Origin of the sequence: Shewanella sp. NFH-SH190041, assembly GCF_024363255.1 — a bacterium.
In the GTDB taxonomy this organism is placed as follows: domain Bacteria; phylum Pseudomonadota; class Gammaproteobacteria; order Enterobacterales; family Shewanellaceae; genus Shewanella.
The window spans coordinates 2971243-2994411 of the sequence record NZ_AP026070.1; the positions used below are offsets into that span (position 1 = coordinate 2971243).

The following is a 23169-nucleotide window of genomic DNA, read 5'->3' on the forward strand; positions in this document are numbered from 1 at the left end:
CACATTCCACCGGTTAGATTGGCTCAGGATTAATGTTCCAATGCGCGGTATTTCTCACGCAAATGGTTACGGACCGTAATGGCAGTTAGATTCAGCGCCACAATGACACTGACCAGTAAAAACGACGTGGCATAAACCAGTGGTCTTGCCGCCTCCACATTGGGGCTCTGAAAACCAACATCGTAGATATGAAATCCCAAGTGCATAAATTTACGCTCAAGATGGACAAAGGGAAAATTCAGATCCACCGGTAAGGTCGGCGCTAATTTCACCACGCCGACTAACATTAGCGGCGCAACTTCACCGGCAGCCCGCGCTACCGCTAAGATCAATCCGGTCATAATCGCGGGACTGGCCATGGGGATCACTATTCGCCACAGGGTTTCTGCTTTGGTTGCTCCCAGCGCCAAACTGCCATGTCGCACAGCACTGGGGATACGACTCAGCCCCTCTTCAGTGGATACGATCACCACAGGTAAAGTTAAAATCGCTAATGTTAATGCTGACCACAACACGCCGGGAGAGCCAAATGTTGGGCTGGGCAACGCCTCAGGGTAAAACAGCTGATCCAGCGAGCCCCCCAACATATAGACAAAAAAGCCCAATCCAAATACCCCATACACAATTGACGGCACCCCGGCCAAATTAATTACCGCAATGCGGATCATCCGGGTGATGGGGCCATTTCCTGCGTATTCATGCAGATAAATCGCGGCAATCACGCCAAAGGGGGTGACAATCACCGCCATCAACAGCACCATAAACACAGTGCCAAAAATTGCCGGAAAGACCCCGCCCTCCGTATTGGCTTCTCGGGGATCATCTGTGACAAACCCCAGCATTCCCTTGCCCCATAACTTCAATTTTTCCAACCAACTCAATGTATTGGGGTAAGTTACCGCTAACACCTGTGATAACGGCAAACTGACGTTATCTCCCAGCATATCCCGGACAATCAACTTATCTTGCCCGGCGGCCTGGCGCAGGGAAAAAAATTGCTGTTCTAGTAGCTGATACCGACTGTTAAGTTGCTCCTTGGTTACTTCCAGCTCCGCTAATCGCTCCTCGCTCAAGTGGCCATTAAGCTCATCCCGGCGCTGCTGCAACCTCAGCTGCTCCAGTTGATAATTAATGGCACCGATATCTTGCTGCTGTAATCTCTGCGCCTGCTGGTTCAAACTCACTGCCCGCGCAACCTGCTGCGCCACAGCATGGCGAAACGCCTGACGGGACAATGAGGTAGTCGTCGACTTAGCAGACAGGGCATGCTCAGGCTCGGCACTATCTGGCGCTAGCGTATGCGCTTTGTCCTTCGCCAACGAAATGGTTTTGCCGTCCAAAACCAAGGCGACGGGATAGCCATAAAAATTACCGTTTTTACTGCGCTCAATCTGCGCTAATGCCGCGGGCGCTGTGCGGCTAATAATATCGCTGCCGTTGATCCAGCGAAAATCCAGTCCGACCCGTTCACGGTTACCGGTTTTAACCAGATAACGCGTCAGACTTTGCGGTGCTGAGTCAGCCGTATCAGAGACCATACCGGCATCGGCCAATCTGGCGGCAGAAAGCGTTTCTCGATCATAAAGCTGACCAATCAGTACCGACGTCCCCTGCTTGTTTTGCAGTTGCCACTCATACACAGGAGATGGCCAGAAATAACTCAAGCCCCGCCCGGCGATCAGCAGCAAAAGCCCCAATACCGCGATCAAACTGATACTGACCGCCCCGGCTGTCAGCCAAATCCAGGGTGCGCCGGATTTATACCAATTTCCCATAACAGGCTCTCCCTCAGCCAACATTACAGCGCACTGTAACGAGCCCGCAGTCGCTGCCTGACCACTTCAGCCAGGGTGTTAAACACAAAGGTGAAAATAAACAGCACAAAGGCGGCAAGAAACAGCACGCGATAATGGGTACTGCCAATCGCCGACTCCGGCATTTCTACCGCAATATTGGCCGCTAACGTGCGCATACCTTCAAATACGCTCCACTGCATAATGGGGGTATTCCCTGTGGCCATCAGCACAATCATGGTCTCACCTACCGCCCGACCTAACCCCATCATCACCGCAGAGAAAATCCCGGGGCTAGCGGTCAACAACACCACACGGGTTAAGGTCTGCCACTGGGTTGCCCCCAGCGCCAGTGAGCCGTTGGCCAGCTGCCGCGGCACCGAAAATACCGCATCTTCAGCGATAGAGAAGATAGTTGGGATCACAGCAAAGCCCATGGCAATACCCACCACCAGCGCGTTACGTTGATCAAAAGTGATCCCCAGCTCATTGGTAATAAAGCGACGACTATCCCCGGCAAATAACCACAGTTCCAATACCGGGCTAAAACTAAAACAGCCCCAGCCCACCAAACACAATATTGGTAGCAGCATCAACTCTCGATATTCCTGGGGTAACAAACGTTTAAACCGCCCCGGTAAGACGTACCATCCCAAGGCCGTTAGCACCACAGTCAATGGCAACATCAACAGCAATAGCACAATGCCGGGCAGATTTTCTTCCACTAAAGGGGCTAACCATAATCCGGCCAAAAAGCCCAAGATCACCGTGGGTAAGGCTTCCATAATTTCAATGGTGGGTTTAACCAGAGCCCGAACCTTTGACGACATAAAGTAGGCCGTGTATACCGCGCCCGCAATGGCCAACGGCACGGCAAATAGCATGGCGTATAAAGCGGCTTTCATGGTGCCAAACACCAGGGGCATCAGGCTAAGTTTGGCTTCAAAATCATCGGAGCCTGAAGTGGACTGCCATACGTACTGTGGCTGAGGATATCCCTCATACCAGACTTTCTGCCATAGTGCAGATAAAGACACCTCTGGATGTGCATTTTCGACAGCAAACACCTGCAACTGAGTGCCACTTTCCACCACAAGAGCACTGGCTCTGGGACTAAAGGCCATGGCATCGGCTTGGCCAAGCTTAAGCTGGCGATGCAATAACTGCCGCTCACTGGTGGTGTAATGCAAGGTCAATGCCCCGGTTTGGGTCAGCGTGGCAAAACTTTTGCGGTAAAATTCAGTGGCAAGTGCAGCGACTGCACCACCAGCATTAAAGTCACGAATATGCTGATACAGTCGGCCATTGGGCTGAGGCACCTGAAAATATTGCCCCACCTCACCAGATTGATGGGTAAGTAAAATTGAGCTTGCGCCAGCCAACAGCGCCATTCCCGTTACCGGGGAGCTATCCCGACTTAAATCCAGCACTTGCAGCAGTGATGCTTTCGCGCGACGAATATCATAAATAAACACCCGATTATGACTGCGCAATAGCAACTGCTGCTGATCTGGGGTCATTAAGGCCTGACTGACGCCGGCAGGCGCATCCGTTATCACGCTATGCTCACTGTGCCAGCTAATGGTTTCAGTCATCATATTTTCTTCCCCGACCAAACGCGTCAGCTGCCAATGGCCAAGGGCATCTTGATATGCCAGCGTCACCCGATCGGACTGATAGCCAACCGCCAAAGTGGTCACGGCTTGGCGGCTTATATGATTTGATAATGCAGACTTGGCCACATTGGGTTGAGGGGAAGTCTCTTCCGTGGAGGATGTCGTCATTGATGCCGTCTTTGAGACACGACTTGATTCGGGCTCTTGCTCAGCCCTAGCGGCCGATGACGGTAGCGTGCCAGCCTGCAATACCAGCGGGGTACTGCCCAGCGGATAACGTAACGTAGGGGTAATTAAGCGAACATTATCTGGATAGGAAGTTGCAAACGCGACCTTAACTGGCAGCACAGTGCCATTACTTAGTCCCAGAACAAACAGCTGCTCAGAGTCAGATGCTACCGCAGCCGCAGTCACCTTAACCTGCTCAGGTAAAGGTACGCTGATTTTTGCCAGTAACTGGCCATCCAACACCCGGTAAAAACTGACTTGCCCCTGAACACTGACCCGAAACACTATCTCATTTTGCTCATCCATTCCCAACATCAGCGGAGCGCGCTGGGACGCAGCCAATGGAATGGTGGCTGCCGGGGTTAACTCAGCGCCAGCAAAAATGGGTTTAACCACATACAGCAGATAGAAAAAAATCAGTAGCAGCGCAATAAACACCATGCTTCCGCCCAAGGTGACGCCGACAGCAGTCGCTTTATCGATAAATGTGCGCCGACTGGTACGGTTATCCGCCCGTAAAATGGCATGATTCGCCTGTTTTGACTGTTGCACTCTGCTCTGCCCTTGTTGCCCTTTCACGCTGCGCTTGCTCCCTACCATCAACTTTACAGTACTGAGATCTGAGGATCGTCAGCCTAGGGGCTGCTGACTTTTCGCGGTTAAATTTTGTTCGAGACAAAAGCATTTTAATCGCGGCGAGTGGTTTGCCACCTAGTTATGCTAAGCAAGAACCGCTCAACAAAGGGTAAAACGCTTTTAGCCAAACCCATCGGGCAGCGTTTGAGACGCCTTTCTACTGCGTTATTGGCTTATCAGGTAGTGCTCCCATCAAAGCCTCTGCCTGAGATAAAGCACCCTCAACTCACTGCAAAAACAAACTTGAAACATCAACAGACCCAAGAGGTGCAGTTGATTGACGATGGTTTTTAATCCCTGATATAGGATTACGCCATTAAGTGTGTTAACAATAAAGTGTGCTAACAATAAGTTAACCTGTTGTATGCATGATGAGTAACGGGAGTATTCAACAGCAAACATCCCGCATCGGGATTAATGACAACAGGCACAACATAAGATGGTCAGCATTATAAGCCGTCAATATGACAGCTATATGACATCACATCAGGGAACAGACACAGGGAGATGAAGTATGCTGCGACACCTGATAACGCTTCAGGCACCAGACCGAACCGGGCTGGTTGAACAGTTAGCCCATGCCATTAGTCGCCACGGCGGCAGTTGGCTGGATTCTGAAATGCGCCATATTGACGGTGTGTTTGCCGCCATTATTGTGGTTCAAAGCCCAGCACAACAGTGGGATGCCCTGCTAGAGCAATTGGAATGTATTGATGGACTGACGCTGACCTGCGCCGAGCTTGGTGCCAAGGCTGATATTGCCTACCACTGTCAGTATCAATTGGTCGCCTATGACCGCACCGGATTAGTGCTAGATATCTCAAACAGAATTACCCAATTGGGCATTAATATCGAGCACTTTAGCAGCCAATTTGAATCCGCCGGCCATACCGGGATCCCGCTGTTTCGGGCCAATATGACGCTGGGATTACCAGCTGCCGCATTAGAAGAAGAGCTACACCATGCCCTTTATGGTATCGGTGATGATGTGGTGTTGGATAAAATGCCAGATAACGGTGACCCCACCTGACAACATCAGGTGAACTAAGCGTTATTGCGGGATACGACCGTTACGCACCAGCGCCCGGCGCACATTACGGCACAGTTTGCCAAAACGGTTGAGATCATCAAATCCGGGCGCAATGCCCCGATTAATACTGTGCTGCCAATAACTCAGTTCACTGTCCACCAGCTCCATTAATTTTTTCGGGCAGCCGATACACTCGTTGTCTGGTCCGCAAACGAAGGTATCGGCATCGTATAAGGGGAACTCCTGCTTTACCGCATCAATAATCTGCTGCATAGCGGTGATCCGGTCCGGTTTCTGGCCCATAATTTTCACCTAGATGATGATAACTACCGACATTATAACGCTGAGTGGTATAAGCGGATATACGACAAATTTTATCGTACAAAACACCCCCTCCCCATCAAGCAGTTTTAAGGTCGACAGCAGAATTAACCGTCTGATTTAACGATCTGTAAGCACTACCGACAAGCTGAGACAGCTTTGGTACACTGGCACATTCACCTTCAAGAATAAGAGTCCATCGCCGTGAGCCAAATGCAAGGAACCCTGTCAAAAATGCGCAGCTGTCTGGATGAGCAGCAAGCCGTCAGTTATCGTCTACCGGTGGGAGAGCAGGAATTAGCCTTAAATCCACTGATTGGCAAGTCATTGACACTTGTTCACACAGGCAATATCTACTGCTGTAACTGCGGAAAAAAAACCAAGAAAAGCTATGCACAGGGTCACTGTTTTGTGTGTATGCAGAAATTGGCCAGTTGCGATATGTGTATTATGAAACCGGAAACCTGTCATTTCAGTGCTGGTACCTGTCGGGAGCCTGAATGGGGAGAGCGTAACTGTTTTGTGCCCCACTATGTTTATCTGGCTAATACTTCAGGCATTAAGGTTGGTATCACCCGCCATACGCAAATCCCCACCCGTTGGATCGATCAAGGGGCAACCCAAGGCCTCCCCATTATTAAAGTGGCAAATCGCCGCTTGTCTGGCTTGGTTGAAGTTGAGTTGGCTAAGTTGATTAAAGATAAAACTAACTGGCAGGCAATGTTGAAAAGTAATGCTGAAGATATTGATCTAAAGCAGCAAGCTAAAGAGTTACTGCCACATATCGAACAAAGGTTAGCTGAGCTGATTGCCGCTGAAGGCCCGGATGCAATTACGATTCTGAGCAATGACATCCAACCCATCCACTACCCAGTGGACGTATTCCCGACCAAGGTGAAATCTTTCAATCTGGATAAAGCGCCCATAGTCAGTGGCATCCTTATGGGCATAAAAGGGCAATATTTAATATTTGATACCGGGGTCATCAATATCCGTAAATACACCGGCTATGAAATCGCCATTGAGAGTTAATCGATCCAACTAACCCAACTAGCCTAAATAAGATGTCTGCTGTTTATCACTACAGCAGACTCTAAAATGTCTGTGCTGCAGATTTCGAGCTATTTTTATGCTCGACTGTTCAGTCTTAACTTCACTGCATTATCACACCGTCTCACAAGCGGCCTAGGGTCTGTTGACCTTTCGTGATTAAATTTCGTTCGAGATAAAAGCGTTTTAATCGCGGCAAGTGGTTTGCCGCCTAGTTATTTAAGCAAGAACCGCTCAACAAAGCGTAAAACGCTTTTAGCCGAACCCGTCGGGCAGCATTTGAGGCTCCTTTCTACTGCATTATCGGCTTATCAGGTAGCGCAACTACCTATCAAAGCCGCTGCCTTGTATAAATAATCCTCAAATCGCTGCAAAAACAAACTTGAAAGGTCAACAGACCCTGGGGAGTAAAACATGCCCCCAAGAGCCATGGCGGATAAGATGAAATAACACGGGGATTACCCCCGAACCAAAGGCAATAGTTGCGCTGCCAACCAATCGTAATAACAATCAGCGCCATGGAAATAATCGACTTCGCCACCGTCATACACCACAGACGAGGCATATTGCATCGGCTCGTCGATGTCCTCATCAAACTGCCGAATGGCATTAAAATACACCAACCCCAATTGATTACAGACGTACTCCATCGCATCAACATAAGCACGCATAATCTCAGCCATCGGGCGAGATTGTTCAAAATGCTGCCAAAATGGGGTGTCTGACACCATAATCACTCGGTGCCCTGCCTGTTTCAAGCGCAGTACAATCGTCAACTGATCTTGCTGCTCTGCGTTGAAATAGTCGATGAAATCCTCCATTTCAATACCGGCCAGCCGCTCCGGACGATGCGTTTTCATCCATTGTATAAACATGGCGACGGTTTGATGTGTCTGCAGGCCAATATTGGTCACAACACAGCAGGTATCTTCACTTGAGGTTGATTCAGCTAAATGCAGATTAGCGGTAATCGACTGCCATAACTGCCGGGAGTGGGCGTTCTCCAGCGGCACCATAATATCAGCCTCAGGAACCAGCATAAATTTATGCTGAGCAAAGCCAGAGCCATTCATTACCATACCACCACAATGGGGGTAATCTATCCGCGCAAAGGCTTTGGCCAACTTTCCCAAATGACTGTCACCAATTAACGTCAAGCCAATATGCCCTTGCTGAGACGCTTGCTGTTGTTGTAAAACCGCATCATTAAATTCTTCATCACAACTGGCTTCGATATTCACAGCGTCAATAATATCGGCGTCCAGTCCTAACGCTTGCCCCCAATGGCTCATCACAAAATTCACCCCGGCAGATGAAATAGTGCGGCGATTTTGCTGATAACGAAAATCCTTTAACCCCGGCATGGTTATCAGATCAAATGAAGGAAAATAACTCACCTGCGCATGCTGCTCACAAAACTGTCCGGCCACCGCACGAAGTACCGCTTTGGCATAACTATTGGCCACCAGCACATGCTGCTCTGTCGCTGTGGCCGTCAATGGCACCGGTGAGACAGTTAAAACACATTTTATGGTTGGATTAATACTGGTGACGATTTCAATTAATTGAGTCAGATCAGACAGGATGTCAGAAAATTGAAAAACCTTGAGAGTATAAATATCCGCATTGTATTCCCCTTGCTTAACGCCGGGACAACTGGGATAACAAATACCCAATGTATCTTGCCATGCCTCAATTAATCCTAAAGTAAAAATAAAACAGTCACTGTGACTAAGCTGATATTTAATCTCCTCAATCACGGCTTTTCTTACATCCAGTAAATCGGCTTTATTGTAATAGCCTTCAGGATTAAGATTAGGCAGCAATAAATCAATAAAATGCTGTGATACTGGGTGCTGATAAATACTGTATTGCGCTAACTCATCATCAGAAAAGGTCAGCCACTGTAATAGCGCCCTTGGCGTATAGACATTACCTAAAGCAAAACTGGCCGTTTCATGTTGCAGTAATTTACTCTGACAATACTGATAACCATGCTGTTGTAGCCAATGCCCAATATACTGAGCAAAACAGGAGCCCGCCGAGGTTATTTTATGATGAGCTTGTATTGGAAGTGCAGGAATAATTTCTGAAAGCGTACTGGTTTCTGGATTAATTTCGGCCACCGCAGTGCGCCAAAACATCCCTTGTTTATCGGTATTATAAGGGTGAGCGTTCAGCATAGTAATACTCTATTATCACGTGATAAGAAGATGATTATTAATGCTGCTGACTACTTGATTATATCATCCTATTTAAAACATCTTTCCGGCCTAGATTTGAGTTATGCCACAATACTTATTTCATAACTTATGCCATAGCATCAGTTTAACTCGGCTTTATTATGTGTAGTTAAATTTACTTAAAATAGACATTAAGCACGCAATATTGATAAATATTACTGACTGAAAAGAAACTTTCGCCTGACGGTATTTCTCTGTATTACTTAATCTTATAGGAGTAAATCTTATAGAAATAAATCCTACAGCGATAAAATATCTTACCCACTTATTCAATTAAGCCATTGTAAAACATCAATAAAAACTCATGAGAGTATCAGCAGTTCATCACCTAGATGATGAACTGCTTGGCGTAAAAATCTCAACCTTAAATAGGATCAGTTCGCTATTGCTATCCAGCATAAGTCCTATAAGCGGGTGATACGCACCTTACTGATCCGCAATGCATCGGCCTCAAGCACTTCAAACTTCAGCCCCCGATGGATAAAACTATCACCGATTTTTGGCATGCCGCCACAGTCACACTGCAATAATCCGGCAACGGTAACATATTCTTGCTCCGGCTCGACCAGCCCTGCGATCTCTAACCTGTGTTCCAGATCATGCAAAGCCGTAGAGCCTTTCACAATCCAGCCACCATCATTAACCGTCATTTCTGGCACTTCACCGACATCCGGAAATTCCCCGACAATGGACTCCAGAAGATCATGTAATGTGACTATGCCCTGCACATCGCCAAATTCATCTGCCAGTACCGCCAAATTAGTGCGATTCAGCCTAAAGCCTTCCAGTAACCGCATGGCATTAATGGTATCTGGCACCACCAGCGCTGGGTTTTGTTTCGCTAACTCAGCAATACTCTGCCCGGCTTCTATGGCTAGCAACATATCTTTGCTGCGCACCACCCCGAGCAATTCATCGACAACGCCCTGACAGACAGGAAATAACTGGTGGGGACAATCACGGATCTGCGTTTTTAATCTGGCCGTATCTGCCGTGGCATCAATCCACATCACATCATTACGCGGTGTCATCATGGTACGCACAGAGCGCTCAGCTAATGATAGCACCCCAGTGACCATTTCCCGCTCTTCTGCCGCAAACTCCTGGCGGTTGTCTGTCGCGCCTTCTGGCAGGGCATCTTCCAGCTCCAGCCGTCCCCCCATCAGCTTAACAATGGCATCTGTGGTACGCTGACGCAGTGGCACCCGCTCGGCCTGCTTTTCCAAATTGTGTTTCGCTAGCTGATTAAAGCCCTCGGTCAAAATCGAAAAGCCCATCGCGGTATAGAGATACCCTTTGGGGATATGGAAGCCCAGCCCCTCCGCCACCAGAGAGAAGCCGATCATCAGCAGAAAACTCAGACACAACACCACGACGGTAGGGTGCTCATTCACAAATTCAGTAATACTCTTGGACGCCACCAGCATAATCATCATGGCAATGATCACCGCCATCATCATTACCGCCAGATTATCCACCATACCCACAGCGGTAATAATTGAGTCCAAGCTAAATACCGCATCTAATGCCAATATTTGGACAATGATCACCCCCATGCTGGCATACACGCCACGCCCGGCGCTGGCCTGCTGCTCTCCTTCTAATCTGTCATGCAGTTCCATAGTGGCTTTCGCCAGCAAGAAGATCCCCCCGCCCATTAAAATCAAATCCCGGGCAGAGAATGACAATTCCCCCACACTGAATAGCGGAGTAGTCAGCGTCACCAACCAAGACACAGCCGTCAACAGACATAACCGTAGCAACAGTGCCAGTGACAGCCCCAAAATCCGGGCTTTATCCCGTTGAGCTGGCGGTAATTTTTTCACCAGAATAGCAACAAATACCAGGTTATCTATCCCCAGCACAATTTCTAGAATAATCAGGGTGATCAGACCTATCCATAAATGTGGATCTGCCAAGAACTCCATACACCAAATACCTCATTTCAATCAGCACCCGATCGGGTGTGTCAGGCAGGAAAATACCTTTATCCCGACCACATGAAAAGCACAGATGGTCACAAGTGGTAACTTATGTTAAAAATTGCTCAGGGAATAGTCTCTTTTTTGTACAGCAAGACTGTTTCGCTGGCTAAAAGAGAAAGTGCTGACTTTTCAATTGTGAAGCGGCGATGGGGTACGGTTGTTAAATGCCGCTTAACACTGTCATGAAGCATGGTTAATCCCACATTTTTTTTATGGTTAAGGTGCCAGCAGCTAAATGAACATATTGCAGCATTAAAAAGCAAATTCTTTGTTAACAACAATTTATTTAGTGACAGCTAAATCACCATGCAAAGCAAGCTAGCTAAGGGGTTGTCAATAGCAAGTGAAGAACGCATTATTCAACTTTATTCAAAAATCCTGAAACACGGATGCAGGCAAGATTAACCAAGTTTTAAAAACGTAGTGAAAAGTGACACCGAGCGCCCTGTTTACAGGGAATACGCCATCAGAGTAGTGTGCCAAGCATTAGCACATACTGATAGCACATTGCCCCCAGCGCAGCTGACGTATGTATTGTGTTCCGCCTAAGAATGGAATAACCAAGATGCCATTATCAAGACGTGATTTTCTCAAATCGGCATTGGCCAGCGCCGTTGCCGCCCAGGGGTTAACCCTGTTTCCTGCCGGTAAAGTCTTTGCAGACGACACCCAAGTTATTCCCCATGCCACCCACTATGGCCCATTCAATGCCATTGTGAAGGAAGGCAAACTGGTCGGGGTTCAACCACTCAATGATGTGGACCCATTTCCGACTAAAATGCTGCTGGAAGGCATCATCAGCCGCACTTACAGCGACACCCGGGTACTTTACCCTATGGTGCGTAAATCTTATCTTGCTGATCCTCAAGGCGATACTAAGCCACATCTGCGCGGTAAAGAACCTTTTGTCCGGGTGGACTGGAACACAGCCATTGCGCTGACCGCATTGGCCATTGCCAAAACTATCAGTAAATATGGCAATGAAGGGGTATTCAGTGCCTCATATGATGGCTGGTCCCATGCGGGTCTAAACCGCCCACAAACACTGCAAGGCCGGTTCTTTAACCTGATTGGCGGACAAAGTGCCTGCTCCGGTGACTACAGTGCCGGTGCATCTGAAGTTATCCTGCCGCACATTGTCGGCGATTTGGAAGTTTACTCCCCACAAACTGCTTGGCAGGTCATAGAAGACAACACCGAAGTCATGCTGATAGTAGGTTGCGATCCTTTCAAAACCAACCGGGTAGAATTCCGGGTAGCCGATCATTCCATGCACAAGCACTGGGAAGAATTTGCTAAACGTGGCATCAAGTTTATCTCCATCAACCCACAACAAACCGAAACAGATAAAGGCTTAGGCAGTGAAATGGTGCATATCCGCCCGAATACGGATACCGCCCTGTTTACCGCCATGTCGTACCACCTGTACAAAACCAATCAGTACGACAAGCAATATCTGGAAAAATACACTGTCGGTTGGGATAAATACATCAACTACCTGATCGGTAAAGATGATTACACCGCCAAGACCCCAGAATGGGCGGCAAAAATTACCGGTATTCCAGCAGAAAAAATCCGTGAACTGGCCAATCTTGTGGTGAAAAAACGCACCCAAATCTGTGCCGGCTGGGCAGTACAACGCGCCCAACACGGGGAAATGATCCACTGGTCCATCATCAACTTTGCTGCGATGGCCGGTAAAATCGGTAAACCAGGCGAAGGCTTTGGCTTCAGCTGGCACTATGGTAACGGCGGCATGCCTGTTTCTGGCAAAAAAATGCCGGTGGGTCTGTCACAAGGCCGCAACCCTATCGCTGCCCGCTGCCCTGTTGTATTGATTTCTGAGATGCTGAAAAACCCGGGCGCATCTTATACCCGTGATGGTCAGAACCTGACCTTCCCTAAAGCGGCAAAACTGATTTATACCGCGGGTAACAACCTGCTATCCCACCAGCAAAACACCAATGAGTTGATCGACGCGCTGAACCAACACGTTGATACCATTATCTGTCAGGATGCTTGGTGGTGTGCTTCGGCGCGCTATGCCGATATTGTGTTGGCCAGTACCACCAGTTTGGAGCGTAATGACATTACCTCCGGCGGCACTTATTCCAACAATAAAATTTACGCCATGAAGCAGGTAGTCAAGCCACTCGGCGACAGCTTGAATGACTATGATATCTTCTCCAGCCTGGCATTTATGTTCAATGTGCAGGATGACTACACCGAAGGCAAAACCTATATGCAGCATCTGCGGGATGCCTATGCTGCCTCAGATGCCACTGATGACTTTGATACATTCTGGAAAAATGGTATCACCTTCCTAAAAACCCCTGAAGCGGCTGACAAATTTGTCCGTCATGGTGAGTTTTATCAGGATCCAGAAAAGCATCCGCTGCACACCCCATCAGGCAAGATCGAGATGTACAGTGAAACCATCGCCGGGTTCAACATCCCCGACTGTCCACCAATGCCACAATGGCTGGTGCCTACTGAATGGTTAGGCAACGCAGATCCAGGGCAATTGCACGTACTGAGTCCACACCCTTGGATGCGTCTGCACTCCCAAATGGCCAATGCGGATGTCAATGAGTACGAATGTGTGGATGGTCGGCAGTTTGTCCGCATCAACCATAATGATGCCAAAGTGCGCGGCATTAAAGATGGGGATCTAGTAGAAGTTTATAATGACCGCGGAGCACTGCTGGCCGGTGCCAAACTGGCTGATGATGTGATGCCCGGCGTGATTTATATTCACGAAGGTGCTTGGCTGCAAAAAGACAGCAAAGGCCGCTGTAACTCAGGTGCAGTGAATATCCTGACCTCAGCCAAACCATCCAGTGGCTTAAGCCAAGGGACAACCGCCAACACCTGTCTGGCATATATGCGCAAGTGTAACGACCCTGAATCACCAAACCAGGCTTACCAGCCGCCAGTGATTGAAACGCTACCGAAGCCATACAATATCGATAATCTGGGTCTTGGCCCGGCAATCAAGGCGGTTAGCGGCGGTCATAAACAACAGCAGTCTAAAGGGGAGAAACTCTTCTATAACTCCTGTACTTTGTGTCACGCAGCGCCCGCCCCGACTGACTACACCTATCAGCAATGGCAGGGTATTACCCGCAGTATGTTCCCACGGGCAGGTCTGACCGCCGATGAACAGCAGGAAGTGCTGCAATTCTTGAAAAAACACGCGAAAAAATAACTTAAGTTGTGCAACCTGTCAGTGGTAAATCCCTTACGACTGACAGGACATATTATCTTAATATTCGTGTTAACCGCAGCATGAAAAAAGATAGGGAAATCAACAGTAGCAGCCCTGCAAGGGCAGGCGCATAATAGGCGAGACGACCTATGCTGCCAGCAAAGTTCGTTTAAAAGCAAAAGCCTCCTTTCCTCAGGTTGCTCTGATAGGAGGCTTTTTATTTGTCCATGTTTTTTTCGCTATATCTGCCACGCTAGCCTTCACCGCAAACAGATGCTTACCTATAAGCCCCGCTGTGGCATACGGGATAACTGATACCCCAACAAAATAAACCAGAGATACAGCAAGCTTTCCATCAGCCGCTGCATCGCTCCTACGGCGGGTAATTGAGGATTTAAATTCATCAGCAAGCCAAAGACCAATATCACCGTTATTACACCAGAGCACATCAACATAAATCCCCCCGGCCAGCGGCGACTAGCCAGAGCTAGCACTAACACACCGGCTAACCCTGCAAGATAGGCAAATGTGCCCAAAGTAATATGCAAACCATGGCTAAAACTGGCTCCCTGCACCGGGCGGCATTCGAAATCACAGGTCCAAATACTCGCGGCGATCAGCAATAAGGCATAAATCCCCAACAAGCCAATACCAAGGCGCACGCCATAACCTTGTTGTGCTCCCACTTGTGCGCCCGGGGCATGCAGCAATACCTGCTGCAAAAACAGTAACAACAAAACTTCTGTTGGTATAAAGCCGAGGTAATTCACCCACAACTGATGGGGGGCACCGTTCGCACCAAGCTCACTCATATATTGTCCCCAATGGCTGTAGCCCGGATACATTGCCCCACCCACAACCAAGGTGCCCACCAACCACAAGTAACTCAATACCGGCAACCAACGCAGCCACTGCCGCGATGTTATTGTCTTAATCCCCGCCATACTGCCTCCTTGCACGGAAAAACGGTTAGCATTCAACCTAAGACTATATAAACCAATACCTTAGTGTCTATTTTTATCTGTATGCGGATATGTTTAAGGTCATGAAATTTTTAAAATATTTTTCCCACTGAGTAAGTTATAAGCTGAACGACATTCTTCCTCCTTTGAACAAATCTGCCATAGAAAAACTAATGAAACTTACAGACTGCGCCATCTATTGGCTCAAATAATGCGAGTCTCGCTTTGTTTTGAATAAATTCGCTTAGATTGCGGTAATACTTACTGGTAACATTATGTATTAATTAAATGACTCATCTTATGACTTCTCACTCTGATCTTATTTAGGGTTTAACAAGAAGTCCGGATAATGCACTGTTATACATAATCATGAAATTGAAGAACATCAAATCACTATCACATAATCTAAGCCACTCATATGTGAGCTTTGAGAACTGCGTAGATGGTGAGCTTGTATTTCAAGAGCTCAAAGAGTTAGCGGTTAAAGCCAAAGGTGAAAAAATTTCTATTTATTGGCTATATCCAGAAAACAAGATAGCTCATTTATTCAGCAAACGAATCACTAAAAGTATTGAATATTATAAAAAATGGCTGCCAAAGCTTCTTACTCAGCATGAATTGGAAGCGTCAGTAATTGCGGAGCTAAGAACTGACATATACATTGCACCCAATAAGCAGTTAGAGGTTCAGGCTTATGCACGCGATCTCAATGGCAAAGAATATGTCAAAAACATCTACGAATTTGCTGATTTTGAACCATACGAAAGTAAATTGTGAGCGAAGCCTATAACAAGCAAAGGCAACATTGCCACTTTATGGTTGGCCGCGCTAACGCGCGCCGCTGATTTGAGCGTTATGGCGCTCTGGGAGATATTGAATGACATATAGCGTTTTCTTCTGTGATTATTGTGAAGATAAAGTTCTTGAATCAAATGATGCTAAAGAATCTAGCCTAGAAGAAATATTGCATAGTATGGATTGTGTATTACACATGCCAAGAAATTTCTTTGGGATTATTGACGAAGAAAATAATACGCTTCAATTTATGGTTAACGAAGATAAAATGATACTTCTCGATATTCCAATAGAAAGTAAAGGCGGCTCATACTCCGGCGTGTTCAGGCTAGAAGATTGTATGTTAATCGTAAAAAAGACTGAAGACATTCCATCTCTAATTGAGAGGCTTGATCTTGAGTTTCAATTATGGGGTTGATGTAATTGTCAGCTCACAGCCATAATAAGGCGCTGAAACCGACTGCCAAAAGCGTCACTTTTGTCTACGGTTGAGCGCGGCGTTATACATAATAGAGGTTGTAATGAAACTACTGGTTTCCAAAATGTTAAAATTCAGTTTTATATTATTTATCCCGTTCATGGCTTCAGCAAATAATTTTAATATGAAAAACCTAAAAAATCCGGCCTTTTCATATTCTGACTTTCCTTTTATTTATTCTGATAAATACCCTCAAAGTGCAGCTAATATAAATATATTTTTACAATATAGTTTTTTTAATCGCCCCTTAAAAGAAAAAGACTTTTCAAATAAGTCATTAAGTCCTTTTCGGAATACAGAAAGTCATAGCAGAATCTACGAATTTTATGAACCGGGAATAAAAGAAAATAAGAACTATATAGAGGTGTCTATTTCAGGAGATGGTTGCGGTGCTTATTGTGAGGGTTTTAGCAACACGTTTGTATTTGATGCTTATAGTGGTCAATTGATCACGTTAATAGATTTACTTTCTCCTAATGGGATAATGCAACTTGAAAATAAAATAAGATCAGTAAATCTAAAAAGAATTGAGCCATATATACAAGATATACCAAAGGAGGATGATCCTGAAGAAGTTAGCGAAGAGTACTCTATGTATAAGTATTGTTATGATAACATGAAGGATGATAAAGAATACTATAACAAAGTTGATGAGGGCACTTCGTTTTCCCTTTCGAACGATATGTTAACTATAGTACATGAACGGTGTTCAAATCATGCATTAAGGGCGCTTGATGAAATAGGTGATTTTGTTAGCAAGTTCTCTTTTAAAGAATTACAGCCTTATTTGAGTGCCGAAGGAAAGAAGTATTTATCTAATCAGAAATATAAATTATCATCAATTAAAACACATTATAAAGTGTTTCATGGAAAAATTGACAATAAATACCCGATAACTATCTTACATTCCCATAATGGTAGGTGGGTTTATTGGTATGATAGATATAATTTACCAATTGAGTTACATAAAAGTCACGGCGTTACAAAAGACAATTTATTTTTTAAAGAAGCCTATTATGACGATGCAAACAATGATTGGGAGTATACAGCTGAGTGGCAAATTAAAAAAATAAATAAGATGTTTACAGGCACCTTTACAAGGATTTCTGATGGAAAGAAAATGAAGGTCACTTTTAAATAATATATTTATATGCTAAAGAGGAAAATATTAATTTTTTATTTTCTTTAAAAATATCGTCTCAAACATAGGCGTAAACGCATAACAATTTCATCAACATGATTTACTACACTCGGCAATCTCAGTTTGCTGAGTGTTTTTCCTTTAGAGCAAAAAAATCTAACACGTTTTTGCCCCTGAGTCAGTTACGAACTGAGCGTCATTCTTACTCTTCAATTTATATTTGCCATACATGAACTAATGTGAAAGACCAAAGTACATAAAGCTTAGTTTTGTGTGGCACGACTCACATGTCTGATGTTAGCAAGACTGGAAAGAAATTGCTCAATCTCTTGATTTCCCATATCTACGGGATGCTTTTGTGATGGAAATAAATTGTCATATCCAATAAAGGAAAACCTGTTCCATTTGTAAGTTACAACTCCGCCCTCCTCAATTCTGGGTTAAATTCGCGGACACCTTGACTCGATAAATTGAGATAATGGCATAAGAATGATTAAAAACTGTATTTATATACAGCCATAATGGGGGGTGTTTGAAAAATGCCAAAAAACGAACCCTAAAATTGTGAATTCATTCTCAGTTTGTTTTTTAGCATTTCTATAACTTATTGAATCAATGGAATATTAAAGATTAACTGATTTACATACCACGTCATTGGGTAGCTCAGGTAATACGAGTTTTGCTTTGTTTTGAAGATATTCCCATAGATTGTGGTAATTCTTGCTGGTAAGTTACTGTATAAATTGAATTAATTTATACATTCTATGATTTTAAACCTTGATTTTGTTCAGGATTTAACGAAAAGTCCGGGTAATACACTGCTAAGTGGCTCTCAATATCCATTGGAGTAACATGGAACATTTTACAAAGATTCTTGAAATATTGGCTTGGCCGGTAACAACAATCTCGTTAGCCTTTATTCTAAAAAAACCAATCTTTGAAATTCTTCCTCAGTTATCGAGATTGAAGTATGGAAACATGGAAGTTGAATTTAACAAAAAGCTTGATAAGTTACAGGTTCAATCTGATGCGGTAAAGAGTGAAGCATCACAGCATATTGAACATGATAAAGAAGAAGATTTTTATCTTGAGCAAGTTAAGAAAACATCTCCAAGAGCTGCAATTCTGGAGTCTTGGATAGCTCTGGAAAATTCAATTACTTCCAGTTATAAGTTGCTGCACCCTGATAAGAAAGGGAAGGTAATAGCATTAAGTGGCATATTAAAATCACTAGTTAATCAAGAAATTATTTCATCTGACACTTACTCAATCGTTAGAGAGCTAAGAACGCTTAGAAACAAGGCTGTTCATAATTACTCGTTCAACGTAACAGAAGCTGAGGCCTCAAAATTCATGCATGTTTCACGTGAACAAGCTGACGTTATTATCGGTGAAATCTGGCAAAGAGTCTCAAGCTGCTGAGTCCAGCCACTTAACAAAAACTTCAAGCCGATGCATACGGCGCAGCTTAAGTTGGCGTTATACGCTTTGCGAAAATTAATAATAATGGTGGTATAAAATGGCTGCAAATTGTGCGCTGTGTGGACAACTAATCACACAAGACAATGATACTAAAGAACATATTATTCCCAATGCAATCGGAGGACGAAAGAAAGTCACTGGTTTCATCTGTAATACGTGCAATAACAAATCTGGTGATACATGGGAAAATGAACTGGCAAAGCAGTTAAACCCATTGAGTCTATTTTTTAGAATTTCAAGAGAACGAGGAAATGCTCCTCGTCAAAAATTTGGTATGACTGATGGCAACGAAATTGTCCTTGAGCACGATGGAAGCATGGCTCTACCAAAACCTCAATATAGTGAAAATATCGTAGATGGCAAAGTTCACATTTCGATTCAAGCTAGAACAGTTCAAGAAGCAAAAGGAATGCTAAAAGGTGTTGCTCGAAAGTACCCCAATGCAAATGTTGATTCATTTTTAGATAACCCCCAAATTAAATCTACATATAGCCCTGGAATGATGGAGTTTAACCTAAGTTTTGGAGGTCATGATGCTGGACGCTCTATTGTAAAGTCTGCATTAGCTGTTATTAGCGACGCTAAACAGTCAACAGCTGTTTGCCAACACGCTATTGCGTATTTGACAGACCAAAATGCTGAGGCTTGTTTTGGTTATTACTACATGCCTATGCACTTTGCTCAGCATGAGTTCATAGGTGAATGAAAAATAGCTATATTTAACAACCGCATAGGAATTTGTTTTTCTATTCTTCTGCGATTAAAACGATAAATGAACTCATTGAGGTATTCCTGTACATATTTTTTGGATATTCCGTGGAATGTGCCCTGAATAAATGTTTTCAGGTTGCTAATGGCGATATGTACCCACGGGAGCCACTCATCAACCAATTCTTTCGGCGTCACTCTGGCTTCGTGATGCTGGGTTTTATCAATGATAGTCAATGCACGTAGCCCATCTGAGCGAACATATTGATTGGGGAGAATATGCGCTTGCACAAATTGCTCGACACTTTGGTGGCTGATACGGTTAACAGCCTGCATGGCAATATAGCCGGCTCGTTCACCTTGGGTTTCAACGGCCACAATTATCGGTGTTTTCCCTGCCGCGCCTCGACCACGTTTACCTTTTTGTTTGCCGCCAACCAAGCAATCATCCAATTCTATGTTGCCAGATAACCAATACAGTCTGTCTCTGTGCCCCATTGCGATACGCAATTTTTTCAGTATCAACCTTGCCGTTCGCCAGTTAACTTCAATGAGCTTTTTGAGCCGTAATGCTGATATTCCGCCTTTGTCTGACCCTATAAAATAAATGGCCGTAAACCATTTAGACAGCGGGATATGCGTGCCGTGAAACAGCGTGTCAGATGTCACGGATGTTTGCTTATGGCACTGACAGCATTCATAAAGCTCACGGGTATGGATTTGATAGGCTTGACGATGACCACATTTAGGGCAGATAAATCCATCCGGCCATCGCTGCATTTTCAGGTAATCAAGACAGGCATTTTCTGAATGAAATTGACGTTGCCAATCTATAAAGCTCATTTCTGACATGTTCATCATAAAACCCTCCACAAGAAGCGATTTATGGTTCTATATTACGCCCAAACTGACCGAGGTGCATAGGCATGTATTACTATGTTCGGGATCTTATCCTTAACCGCCCTTCAGGAGTTCCATTGCACTGCGTTGCAGTACGAGGTGATCAGAAAACAGGCTTAATCACGTTCTATGCAGAATACTTTAGTGTTCAAAGAGTTGTTGGTTGCCTTGGTCAAGGGTATCAAGGTGAGTCGTTTAATCACCAATACGCAATTGACCCTGTATCTGGAACAGAATTGGTTGACCTAGACGTTGAATTAGATCTTTCTATTACCGAAATCAAAGATGCTTATGATTATAAAGCTATTCCTAACGGATCTATTGAAAACGCAATGGCATCAATAATTCCAGCGCACTTGAAGTTACACTCAGAGCAAGAAAGAACACGAGTTATTGATATTGCCGTACAAAAGGCTTTTGAGGAAATAGGGCTTAAAGAAGGAGAGCAAATTTTACCTGAACACATTGGCAAATTGTCATCGGTTGTTGCCGAAGAAGTTCTACCTCTTATGATTCATCAGTTAGGACTAGGCAAGAAGTAGTGCGCGTATAACAAACAATTTAAGAGTGATTCGCAGCGCCTAGCATTTTACTATACGTTACATTTAGTTTTAAGGTGGTATAAGGGAGTTTCAGTATTGCGTTCCTCGAACCTTAACAAAGTGTTATCGTTACTTTTTAATAGCTGACCACTTAGATAAAGTAAATAATCTAACTCATTATTGCCAAGAAATGAGTTACAGCAAGTATGAAAAGCCCCGAAAAACAGCAATAAAAAAGCCCGCAATCAGCGGGCTTATATATTCAGTGGCAACAGTTAGCCAAGATTAATCGCGGCGGATTAATCTTCAATCCCTTTGCTGCGCAGGAACTCGTCATAGGTACCTTTGAAATCAGTCACACCATCAGCCGTGATTTCAATAATGCGGTTAGCCAGAGACGATACAAATGCCCGGTCATGGGAGACGAAGAACAAGGTGCCTTCGTACATTTCCAGCGCATTGTTCAGCGATTCGATTGATTCCATATCCAAGTGGTTGGTTGGTTCATCCATCACCAGAATATTTGGCTTTTGCATGATCATCTTGCCAAACAGCATACGACCTTGCTCACCACCGGACAGTACTTTGACCGATTTTTTAATATCATCTGCGCCGAACAGCATACGACCAAGAATACCGCGAACGGCCTGCTCGTCATCACCTTCTTTTTTCCACTGGCTCATCCAGTCAAATACCGTCATATCGGCTTCAAAATCACTGGCGTGATCCTGAGCGTAATAACCGATGCTGGAGTTTTCAGACCATTGGATAGTCCCTTCATCCTGTGGCAGTTCATGGATCAGGGTGCGTACCATGGTCGTTTTACCGGCACCGTTTTCACCCAAAATTGCAATCCGCTCACCCACTTCAGCAATTAAGTTAAAGTCCTTGAACAGGGCTTCACCATCAAAGCCTTTGGTCAGGTTCTCTACCACCAAGGCGTTACGGAACAGCTTCTTCTCTTGCTCAAAGCGGATATATGGGTTAACCCGGCTAGAGGCTTTAATTTCATCCAGTTTGATCTTGTCGATCTGCTTGGCACGAGATGTGGCCTGCTTAGCTTTAGATGCGTTAGCCGAGAAGCGAGATACGAAGGTCTGCAGCTCAGCAATCTGTGCTTTCTTCTTGGCATTATCGGCCAGCAGACGTTCACGGGCCTGAGTCGCCGCCGTCATATACTCGTCGTAGTTGCCTGGGTAAATACGCAGCTCACCGTAATCCAGATCCGCCATATGGGTACATACAGAGTTAAGGAAGTAACGGTCGTGGGAAATAACAATCATGGTGCTGTTACGCTGGTTCAGCATATCTTGCAACCAGCGAATGGTATCAATGTCCAAGTTGTTGGTTGGTTCGTCCAGCAGCAGTACGTCTGGATCAGAGAACAGCGCCTGTGCCAGCAGCACACGCAGTTTCCAGCCTGGAGCCACTTCGCTCATAGGGCCAAAATGCTGTTCCAGCGGGATACCAACACCCAGCAGCAGTTCACCGGCGCGGCTTTCGGCGGTATAACCGTCCATTTCCGCAAATTCCATTTCCAGCTCAGCCACTTTAATGCCGTCTTCTTCGCTCATTTCTGGCAAAGAGTAAATCCGGTCACGTTCCTGCTTCACGGCCCACAGTTCTTTGTGCCCCATGATCACAGTATCGATGACACTGAACTCTTCATAGGCAAACTGATCCTGGTTCAACTTACCCAAACGTTCATTGGTGTCCAAGGACACATTGCCACCGGTTGGTTCCAGTTCACCACTTAAGATTTTCATAAAGGTGGACTTACCGCAGCCATTGGCACCAATAAGACCGTAGCGGTTACCGCCGCCGAACTTAACAGAAATGTTTTCAAACAGTGGCTTGGCGCCAAATTGCATAGTAACGTTGTAAGATTGAATCAAAGCTTTTACCGGTTGATGAACACAAATGGCGGGTATTATGACATAAAGTCCATTATCAGGCTTAATTTTTATCAGTTTTCTGACTGAATAGCGCCATCATTTAGATTTCCACCAATCCAAGTTAGGCCCGGTTTCCGTTAAACTCACTTCAATAAG

At 45.2% G+C, this 23169-nt stretch carries 18 protein-coding genes; 9 read left to right on the forward strand and 9 right to left on the reverse strand.

What is annotated here, in order from left to right:
* Positions 1 to 29: 29 nt before the first annotated feature.
* Both pstA and NFHSH190041_RS13185 read right to left on the reverse strand, forming a co-directional pair.
* The gene (gene pstA / locus NFHSH190041_RS13180) at positions 30 to 1775 is read right to left on the reverse strand and encodes a phosphate ABC transporter permease PstA (protein WP_261922261.1); all 1746 of its coding nucleotides are present in this window, start codon (positions 1773 to 1775) and stop codon (positions 30 to 32) included.
* Between the two features lie 23 nt (positions 1776 to 1798).
* Positions 1799 to 4237 (reverse strand): ABC transporter permease subunit, encoded by a 2439-nt coding sequence (locus NFHSH190041_RS13185; RefSeq protein ID WP_261922262.1) that lies wholly within the window; start codon positions 4235 to 4237, stop codon positions 1799 to 1801.
* Between the two features lie 550 nt (positions 4238 to 4787).
* On the opposite strand from NFHSH190041_RS13185, the gene NFHSH190041_RS13190 reads away from it, so the two are divergent.
* Complete coding sequence (locus tag NFHSH190041_RS13190) at positions 4788 to 5303, forward strand: glycine cleavage system protein R (RefSeq protein ID WP_261922263.1); 516 nt, start codon at positions 4788 to 4790, stop codon at positions 5301 to 5303.
* Positions 5304 to 5324: 21 nt separating this feature from the next.
* Here NFHSH190041_RS13190 and NFHSH190041_RS13195 read toward each other — a convergent pair whose 3' ends face one another.
* The gene (locus NFHSH190041_RS13195; protein WP_261922264.1) at positions 5325 to 5606 is read right to left on the reverse strand and encodes a hypothetical protein; all 282 of its coding nucleotides are present in this window, start codon (positions 5604 to 5606) and stop codon (positions 5325 to 5327) included.
* 231 nt (positions 5607 to 5837) lie between these two features.
* On the opposite strand from NFHSH190041_RS13195, the gene NFHSH190041_RS13200 reads away from it, so the two are divergent.
* Complete coding sequence (locus NFHSH190041_RS13200) at positions 5838 to 6656, forward strand: DUF2797 domain-containing protein (protein ID WP_261925123.1); 819 nt, start codon at positions 5838 to 5840, stop codon at positions 6654 to 6656.
* A gap of 476 nt (positions 6657 to 7132) precedes the next feature.
* Here NFHSH190041_RS13200 and NFHSH190041_RS13205 read toward each other — a convergent pair whose 3' ends face one another.
* Both NFHSH190041_RS13205 and NFHSH190041_RS13210 read right to left on the reverse strand, forming a co-directional pair.
* A complete protein-coding gene (locus NFHSH190041_RS13205) occupies positions 7133 to 8857 on the reverse strand; it encodes a GSCFA domain-containing protein (protein WP_261922265.1) in 1725 nt (574 codons plus the stop codon).
* A 464-nt stretch (positions 8858 to 9321) separates the two neighbouring features.
* The gene (locus tag NFHSH190041_RS13210; RefSeq protein ID WP_261922266.1) at positions 9322 to 10845 is read right to left on the reverse strand and encodes a TerC family protein; all 1524 of its coding nucleotides are present in this window, start codon (positions 10843 to 10845) and stop codon (positions 9322 to 9324) included.
* Positions 10846 to 11467: 622 nt separating this feature from the next.
* Between NFHSH190041_RS13210 and NFHSH190041_RS13215 the strand changes: the two genes are divergently transcribed.
* A complete protein-coding gene (locus NFHSH190041_RS13215; RefSeq protein WP_261922267.1) occupies positions 11468 to 14110 on the forward strand; it encodes a molybdopterin-dependent oxidoreductase in 2643 nt (880 codons plus the stop codon).
* 281 nt (positions 14111 to 14391) lie between these two features.
* Here the strand turns inward: NFHSH190041_RS13215 and NFHSH190041_RS13220 are convergent, their stop codons facing one another.
* Positions 14392 to 15054: a DUF998 domain-containing protein gene (locus NFHSH190041_RS13220; RefSeq protein ID WP_261922268.1), complete on the reverse strand. Its 663-nt coding sequence runs from the start codon at positions 15052 to 15054 to the stop codon at positions 14392 to 14394.
* A gap of 438 nt (positions 15055 to 15492) precedes the next feature.
* Here NFHSH190041_RS13220 and NFHSH190041_RS13225 point away from each other — a divergent pair, with 438 nt between their 5' ends.
* From NFHSH190041_RS13225 to NFHSH190041_RS13235, 3 genes are all read left to right on the forward strand, one after another.
* The gene (locus NFHSH190041_RS13225; protein WP_261922269.1) at positions 15493 to 15849 is read left to right on the forward strand and encodes a hypothetical protein; all 357 of its coding nucleotides are present in this window, start codon (positions 15493 to 15495) and stop codon (positions 15847 to 15849) included.
* Positions 15850 to 15949: 100 nt separating this feature from the next.
* Positions 15950 to 16285: a hypothetical protein gene (locus NFHSH190041_RS13230; RefSeq protein ID WP_261922270.1), complete on the forward strand. Its 336-nt coding sequence runs from the start codon at positions 15950 to 15952 to the stop codon at positions 16283 to 16285.
* A 103-nt stretch (positions 16286 to 16388) separates the two neighbouring features.
* Positions 16389 to 17486: a hypothetical protein gene (locus NFHSH190041_RS13235; RefSeq protein WP_261922271.1), complete on the forward strand. Its 1098-nt coding sequence runs from the start codon at positions 16389 to 16391 to the stop codon at positions 17484 to 17486.
* A gap of 263 nt (positions 17487 to 17749) precedes the next feature.
* On the opposite strand, the gene NFHSH190041_RS19765 is transcribed toward NFHSH190041_RS13235, so the two are convergent.
* Positions 17750 to 17920, reverse strand: coding sequence for a phage integrase N-terminal SAM-like domain-containing protein (locus NFHSH190041_RS19765; protein WP_410010878.1), 171 nt, complete (start codon positions 17918 to 17920; stop codon positions 17750 to 17752).
* A 418-nt stretch (positions 17921 to 18338) separates the two neighbouring features.
* On the opposite strand from NFHSH190041_RS19765, the gene NFHSH190041_RS13240 reads away from it, so the two are divergent.
* Together NFHSH190041_RS13240 and NFHSH190041_RS13245 are read left to right on the forward strand one after the other, a co-directional pair.
* Positions 18339 to 18908 carry a DUF4145 domain-containing protein gene (locus NFHSH190041_RS13240; RefSeq protein ID WP_261922272.1) on the forward strand — a complete coding sequence of 190 codons (570 nt, stop codon included), beginning with the start codon at positions 18339 to 18341 and terminating at the stop codon, positions 18906 to 18908.
* A gap of 97 nt (positions 18909 to 19005) precedes the next feature.
* A complete protein-coding gene (locus NFHSH190041_RS13245; RefSeq protein WP_261922273.1) occupies positions 19006 to 19674 on the forward strand; it encodes an HNH endonuclease in 669 nt (222 codons plus the stop codon).
* On the opposite strand, the gene NFHSH190041_RS13250 is transcribed toward NFHSH190041_RS13245, so the two are convergent.
* Complete coding sequence (locus tag NFHSH190041_RS13250) at positions 19650 to 20534, reverse strand: IS1595 family transposase (RefSeq protein WP_261925010.1); 885 nt, start codon at positions 20532 to 20534, stop codon at positions 19650 to 19652. The two genes, NFHSH190041_RS13245 and NFHSH190041_RS13250, sit on opposite strands and share 25 nt — an antisense overlap.
* Positions 20535 to 20602: 68 nt before the next feature.
* Between NFHSH190041_RS13250 and NFHSH190041_RS13255 the strand changes: the two genes are divergently transcribed.
* Entirely contained in the window at positions 20603 to 21118 is a 516-nt protein-coding gene (locus NFHSH190041_RS13255) for a hypothetical protein (RefSeq protein WP_261922274.1), read from the forward strand.
* 299 nt (positions 21119 to 21417) lie between these two features.
* On the opposite strand, the gene NFHSH190041_RS13260 is transcribed toward NFHSH190041_RS13255, so the two are convergent.
* On the reverse strand, positions 21418 to 23013 hold the full coding sequence (locus NFHSH190041_RS13260) for an ABC-F family ATPase (RefSeq protein ID WP_261922275.1): 1596 nt from the start codon (positions 23011 to 23013) through the stop codon (positions 21418 to 21420).
* Between the last annotated feature and the right edge of the window lie 156 nt (positions 23014 to 23169).

Excerpts from the sequence above, each read along its gene's own strand:
- pstA (WP_261922261.1), bottom strand. The coding sequence starts at position 1,775 with ATGGGAAATTGGTATAAATCCGGCGCACCCTGGATTTGGCTGACAGCC.
- NFHSH190041_RS13185 (WP_261922262.1), bottom strand. The coding sequence starts at position 4,237 with ATGGTAGGGAGCAAGCGCAGCGTGAAAGGGCAACAAGGGCAGAGCAGA.
- NFHSH190041_RS13190 (WP_261922263.1), top strand. The coding sequence starts at position 4,788 with ATGCTGCGACACCTGATAACGCTTCAGGCACCAGACCGAACCGGGCTG.
- NFHSH190041_RS13195 (WP_261922264.1), bottom strand. The coding sequence starts at position 5,606 with ATGGGCCAGAAACCGGACCGGATCACCGCTATGCAGCAGATTATTGAT.
- NFHSH190041_RS13200 (WP_261925123.1), top strand. The coding sequence starts at position 5,838 with ATGCAAGGAACCCTGTCAAAAATGCGCAGCTGTCTGGATGAGCAGCAA.
- NFHSH190041_RS13205 (WP_261922265.1), bottom strand. The coding sequence starts at position 8,857 with ATGCTGAACGCTCACCCTTATAATACCGATAAACAAGGGATGTTTTGG.
- NFHSH190041_RS13210 (WP_261922266.1), bottom strand. The coding sequence starts at position 10,845 with ATGGAGTTCTTGGCAGATCCACATTTATGGATAGGTCTGATCACCCTG.
- NFHSH190041_RS13215 (WP_261922267.1), top strand. The coding sequence starts at position 11,468 with ATGCCATTATCAAGACGTGATTTTCTCAAATCGGCATTGGCCAGCGCC.
- NFHSH190041_RS13220 (WP_261922268.1), bottom strand. The coding sequence starts at position 15,054 with ATGGCGGGGATTAAGACAATAACATCGCGGCAGTGGCTGCGTTGGTTG.
- NFHSH190041_RS13230 (WP_261922270.1), top strand. The coding sequence starts at position 15,950 with ATGACATATAGCGTTTTCTTCTGTGATTATTGTGAAGATAAAGTTCTT.
- NFHSH190041_RS13235 (WP_261922271.1), top strand. The coding sequence starts at position 16,389 with ATGAAACTACTGGTTTCCAAAATGTTAAAATTCAGTTTTATATTATTT.
- NFHSH190041_RS13240 (WP_261922272.1), top strand. The coding sequence starts at position 18,339 with ATGGAACATTTTACAAAGATTCTTGAAATATTGGCTTGGCCGGTAACA.
- NFHSH190041_RS13245 (WP_261922273.1), top strand. The coding sequence starts at position 19,006 with ATGGCTGCAAATTGTGCGCTGTGTGGACAACTAATCACACAAGACAAT.
- NFHSH190041_RS13250 (WP_261925010.1), bottom strand. The coding sequence starts at position 20,534 with ATGAACATGTCAGAAATGAGCTTTATAGATTGGCAACGTCAATTTCAT.
- NFHSH190041_RS13255 (WP_261922274.1), top strand. The coding sequence starts at position 20,603 with ATGTATTACTATGTTCGGGATCTTATCCTTAACCGCCCTTCAGGAGTT.